The 4768-nt window shown below is 49.7% G+C and carries 7 protein-coding genes; 3 read left to right on the forward strand and 4 right to left on the reverse strand.

Annotated elements, in window-relative coordinates:
* Positions 1-19 precede the first annotated feature (19 nt).
* Positions 20-475 carry a nitrate reductase associated protein gene (locus DXZ20_RS17895; protein ID WP_163699617.1) on the reverse strand — a complete coding sequence of 152 codons (456 nt, stop codon included), beginning with the start codon at positions 473-475 and terminating at the stop codon, positions 20-22.
* 363 nt (positions 476-838) lie between these two features.
* Here DXZ20_RS17895 and DXZ20_RS17900 point away from each other — a divergent pair, with 363 nt between their 5' ends.
* The 3 genes from DXZ20_RS17900 to DXZ20_RS17910 all read left to right on the forward strand — a co-directional run bounded on the left by DXZ20_RS17900 (position 839) and on the right by DXZ20_RS17910 (position 2074).
* On the forward strand, positions 839-1051 hold the full coding sequence (locus DXZ20_RS17900) for a DUF2997 domain-containing protein (protein WP_006514055.1): 213 nt from the start codon (positions 839-841) through the stop codon (positions 1049-1051).
* Between the two features lie 73 nt (positions 1052-1124).
* A complete protein-coding gene (locus DXZ20_RS17905) occupies positions 1125-1520 on the forward strand; it encodes a DUF1257 domain-containing protein (RefSeq protein ID WP_163664144.1) in 396 nt (131 codons plus the stop codon).
* Positions 1521-1621: 101 nt separating this feature from the next.
* A complete protein-coding gene (locus tag DXZ20_RS17910) occupies positions 1622-2074 on the forward strand; it encodes a ferredoxin (protein ID WP_163664146.1) in 453 nt (150 codons plus the stop codon).
* 21 nt (positions 2075-2095) lie between these two features.
* On the opposite strand, the gene DXZ20_RS17915 is transcribed toward DXZ20_RS17910, so the two are convergent.
* The 3 genes from DXZ20_RS17915 to DXZ20_RS17925 all read right to left on the reverse strand — a co-directional run.
* Positions 2096-3364, reverse strand: a complete 1269-nt coding sequence (locus DXZ20_RS17915) for a DUF4335 domain-containing protein (protein WP_163699619.1) — start codon at positions 3362-3364, stop codon at positions 2096-2098.
* A gap of 125 nt (positions 3365-3489) precedes the next feature.
* Complete coding sequence (locus tag DXZ20_RS17920; RefSeq protein ID WP_163699621.1) at positions 3490-4296, reverse strand: hypothetical protein; 807 nt, start codon at positions 4294-4296, stop codon at positions 3490-3492.
* A 72-nt stretch (positions 4297-4368) separates the two neighbouring features.
* A partial coding sequence (locus DXZ20_RS17925; RefSeq protein ID WP_163703525.1) for a UbiX family flavin prenyltransferase occupies positions 4369-4768 on the reverse strand: 400 nt, incomplete at its 5' end.

Consider the following 4768-nt stretch of genomic DNA (forward strand, 5'->3'; position numbering starts at 1 on the left):
CCGTCCACCGCCTGTCAGCTCAATCCACCAGGCCAAACTCCTGCATCGCTGGGATAAAATTTCGATTCTCATGGCTGGGGCGACTGAGCTTAATCAAAGCAAATCGCTGGGCCGGCGTTAACGTCCCCCAATCATCATTGGAAATCTTTAAATTATGGGTCGCAGCCTTGGTCTGCACCTGCTCAGGCACCATTAACCCTAGCCAGGGTGGATTGATCGCCACGTCTATTTCCTTGGCTGGTTGACCGGTGTAGTCAGTTACCAGCCCTTGCAAATGCTGCCGATAAGTCAGAATATTTGCTGGCGTATCACAGGGCATGGTTACCAAGATTTGGCGTTCAGCCTGAGTAAATTGGTGCCAATGATTGAGTTTAAGCTTCACACCGCAGGTATCTAATTTCAACCGCACAATCATTGGAATACATCGCAGGGAATCAATAAATTCCTGCTCAAACTGAAAACCTTTAGATCCCATATAGTTACCTCACTTAATTTGCTCACTATTAACGGTTTTGAATAATCTAATCTGTTGCCAATCAGTCACTCAGTTAATAGAAGGCATCATCACCTAAATTGAAATGCACCATGCAATCAAGCCAAAAATCATTTCAAAGTATTGCTTTTTGTAACAATCAATCGTGACGGTAGATCCCGTCCGAGGCTTTCCTTGACGGCTCTAGAAAGTTGCGCGACACTAATCCATATAACTGGCGCAGGCACTCCCTATTTCAATACTCTGTATTAACTTTTTGTATGGAGTTTTAACTACTTTTTAGTTATTGTTTGTCTACGTTCGCCCTTTTTTTAGTGTGGCGATCGACCTAAGAGGTAAATCCCTTTGGAAACACTGGAATTTGTTATCTATCCTGATGGCCGAGTTAAAGAGCTTGTGACCGGTATTATCGGTCGCTCTTGCGCTGAAGTGACTGCTGCTGTCGAGGCTCAGTTAGGCCAGGTTTTATCCCAGGAGAACACGTCTGAGTTCTATGCCCAGGACAATCAATTAACGTCTGAACAGACTGATTCCCAGGCGAACTACAGCAGCTGGTAAGGACATTAGCTTTATTACTGCTGAATCGGCCCAATGGCCCTATTGTCAACTTCTTAAAAACGCAAGGTTTACGATGTCGCACTTTAGCCAGATTAAAACCAAAATCCGTAATCTACCTGCTTTGCAAGCTGCTTTAACCGATATAGGCACCGACTGGAAAGCGGGTCCGCAAAAAGTACGTGGCTATCAGGGAAAGACTGAAACTGCTGAAGTAGTCATTGAGCAGGAAAATGGCTATGACCTTGGTTTTAAGCACAATGCTGATACTGGAGATTATGAGCTGGTAGCTGATATGCAGTATTGGCAACAGTCTCTATCTGTAGATGGCTTTTTGAATAAAGTTACCCAGCGCTATGCGTATCACACCGTGCTGGGTGAAACGTCCCGTCAAGGTTTCCAGGTAGCTGAGCAACAGACTACTAAGGATGGCGCCATCCGTCTAGTTCTACAGCGCTGGGCTCAAAACTAGTCTATACGGTAATCGCTGACCAGATTAGGAGGACGACGTTGAGAGTTCCAACGTCGTCCTTGTTGCTTTAGGGCATATCCCATGCAATTGGAGTAATCATCATGACTTTGCAAAACGAACCTCCTAATGATGAACGTTCGGGGTTAGAGCCTGAACTCGGTGGATTACTTAGGGATACAGGCAATCGCAGTGGCCTAGAGCCTGAATTAGGGGGAAGTTTTCGTCAGAAGGGTGTCTACGTCGATGAGACGACATGCATTGGGTGTACCAACTGTGTGCACGTGGCCCGCAACACCTTTTACCTGGAGCCTTTGCATGGTCGGGCACGGGCAGTGCGGCAGGATGGAGATAGCGAAGAGCTGATTCAGGAGGCCATCGATACCTGTCCCGTGGACTGTATTCATTGGGTTGACTATACAAAGCTACAAAAGCTGGAAGAAGAACGACGCCATCAAGTAATTCCTGTGACGGGCTTTCCGGTTAATCAAGGTTTAATTCAACGCAAGAACCGCGTAGCGAAGAAAACTAAACCACCAAAGTCTTCGTCAGATTGAGGGTAGTTTCTATAGTGTCTGCTAACGTTCTTGAACGATCGGTTGGTCCGCGCCTGTGTAGATCAGCTCCAACTGTAGTAAGCGTCCAGGCGTTAGGTGAATGACATCTGTAGGAATGTTGAGGATTGGCGCGTTTGGGCTGATGGGTTCTAGGTTAAGGATGGTACCATCGGCAGCAATTTGGATGTGATACGTCAGTGGGTAGGTGGCATCTGCTGGCTTATAGGGGGCTAGTTGGGTTGCGATCGCACTCAATAGTTCCTCGCCATCGGCTACGTTAGCAGCATGGTCGGTAGAGGGTTGCGATCGTCGTTCTATCCTGCTGGCAGCACTGAAATCAGCACTACCTAAACTTTCTTGCTCTTCAACTGTTAGAGGCGTCTCAGTAGCAGGACTTGTTTCCGCTGGCGCAGGCTGTGATGACGGAGCCGGAGCATCTTTGATGATCGCCTCAGGAATGGTGTCAAACTCAGGGGAGGCTGGCCCGGGTGCTTGAGTAACGCCAGTCGGGGGGGCGGCTTCACTCACATCAGCGCTTGGTTCTGGGGATTCTGCCGGGAGTCGAGTCACCCTGACAGGTTCCAGCTCTTCTGAGTTGAGTGGTTGCTGCACCAGCTCCTGGCTTTCCTGCGCGTTAATGTCTTCGGAGCTTGCTACACTATCAGCGGCGGCACGTTCTTCTTGTGCGGGTGCTGTTAAGGGTGGAGAGCTACCTTCAGGTATGGCATTTGCCCCAGATGTGCTCTCTTTCACCGCATCGTCAAACACAGCTTCAGGGGCCTGGGTAGTGGCCACTTCGTTAAAGACAGCCGGTCTGTAGTGAAGATAGGCCGTTGTGACACCAACAGCTACCAAGAGAGAAGCCGCTGCTGACCCTGTCCACCACTGGCGACGACGACGTGGTTGGCGACGTTGGGCAACCGCTACGGGCAAAATAACCTGACGTTGTCCACAGGCATTGAGCACTTCTGCTAAATCAAACAGCTGTAGTGTGCTGAATGCTAAATCCTTATCCAGCAGCTTGATGCTGTGGGTTTGTTGGGGCCAAGCTTGCTGACTCAGGTGAGTTTGTACATAGGTTTCAACCGCATTACTGAGGGTCATCAGCTGCAGTTGGTTGCCCACGGCCAATTGCTGTCGCTCTGGCTGTTCTGACCATAGACTAAAGCGTAGCTGACGCACCACTGGCCGATCGCTCCATTGGGATAGTGATGAAGCATGGGCCATCACCTCCAACGTGTAGTTGCCAGACTGATAGCGCTGGGTATCAATGGGTAAAACCGAGGACATGAACAGACTGAGCGCTACCGTTCTAGCTTACTAGCCTAACCCCATAGCGACCAGGATGGTTACCATTAGAGAAACGGATCCACCCCCCTGGAGTTTGTGTGAACCATATCCAAGGGAGCCGGTATTTAATCGTCTTTAGCTTTAGCTTCGTAAGGAGGAATGATCACCCGATAGTTGGCATCATACACATCCTCATCCTCATCTGATTGTGGTTCACCAGGTTCAGGTGTCCCCGAAGATTCGGCAGGGGAATCATCACCATATAGCCAGCCTTCTTCATAGGTCCGTGGCGATGGTCGATCGGCTCCATCTGAACTGTAGTAGCTACCGCCATCATCATCCCAGCCAATGTCTGGGTCTGATTTCTGCCTGGATACGTATCGTGACGATGCCTCGTAATCATCGTCACCCCAGCCGGATTCAATATCTCGGACGGTATCGCCAACCGTATCCCGACCCATAGTATCCCGACCCATAGTATCCCCTACAGAGGTTCTCGATTGGGGAGCCGCACCAGAGGCTTGCTGTTGTCCCCAATCGTCCCACTGTTCTGGAGCTCTAAAATTTTCCCAATCATTATCATAGGGATTTTGGCGCTCAGGTTTTCGGGGTGAGGACTGAAAGCGGCCGGCTGATCCGCTGCGATACCGTTCATTGGGGGGATCATCTGCAAATCGCGTGGGGTCATGGCCAGGGGGGGGATCGCTCAATCGTTGACCGATGGGTCGATAAGTCCGTTTTTGAGGAACTAGCTGATAGATCAATAATGTGCAGGCCGTTCCCGTTGCGATCGCACCCAGTAACCAAACCGAGAATGGCAAAGCCCCCACTGATGTCCCTAAAATCACTAGCCCCAATACAGGACTGAGATTTTGTACAACCAATATCACCAGAACTGCCACTATCAGTAGCAACGCCATCAGCTGAACCATCACCGTCCTCCTCAAAGGTTTTGAGCCCTGAGTTTTGAATTAAAAGTTACCCCTATCACTCAAAACTAATCCTTAGCCATTCACCTGAGTCTCTTGACCGTGCCCTTTCCAGCGATTTAATTGCACACAGTCAATATCCAACTGGTCCAGAGCCCGAGCAACAACAAAATCCACCAGATCATCAATGGTCTGGGGCTGATGGTACCAGGCTGGAATCGCTGGGACAATTTTAGCGCCCGCTTCAGCCAAGGTCGTTAAATTACGTAGATGAATTAAGCTTAGGGGGGTTTCACGGGGCACCAACACTAACGGCTTACCTTCCTTGAGTTGCACATCGGCAGCTCGCTCTAGCAAATCAGAACTTAAGCCTGCCGCCAATTTTCCGACGGTGCTCATGCTACAGGGCATAATCACCATACCCAGAGTCTTAAACGACCCGCTGGCAATGCTCGCTCCCACATTGCTCCAGGTA

It is taken from the genome of Adonisia turfae CCMR0081 (genome assembly GCF_011009555.1).
Taxonomy (GTDB): Bacteria; Cyanobacteriota; Cyanobacteriia; order Phormidesmidales; family Phormidesmidaceae; genus Leptothoe; species Leptothoe turfae.

Bases quoted from the DNA above. Each gene is read 5' to 3' on its own strand.
- DXZ20_RS17895 (WP_163699617.1), bottom strand. From the start codon at position 475: ATGGGATCTAAAGGTTTTCAGTTTGAGCAGGAATTTATTGATTCCCTG.
- DXZ20_RS17905 (WP_163664144.1), top strand. From the start codon at position 1,125: ATGTCGCACTTTAGCCAGATTAAAACCAAAATCCGTAATCTACCTGCT.
- DXZ20_RS17910 (WP_163664146.1), top strand. From the start codon at position 1,622: ATGACTTTGCAAAACGAACCTCCTAATGATGAACGTTCGGGGTTAGAG.
- DXZ20_RS17915 (WP_163699619.1), bottom strand. From the start codon at position 3,364: ATGTCCTCGGTTTTACCCATTGATACCCAGCGCTATCAGTCTGGCAAC.
- DXZ20_RS17920 (WP_163699621.1), bottom strand. From the start codon at position 4,296: ATGGTTCAGCTGATGGCGTTGCTACTGATAGTGGCAGTTCTGGTGATA.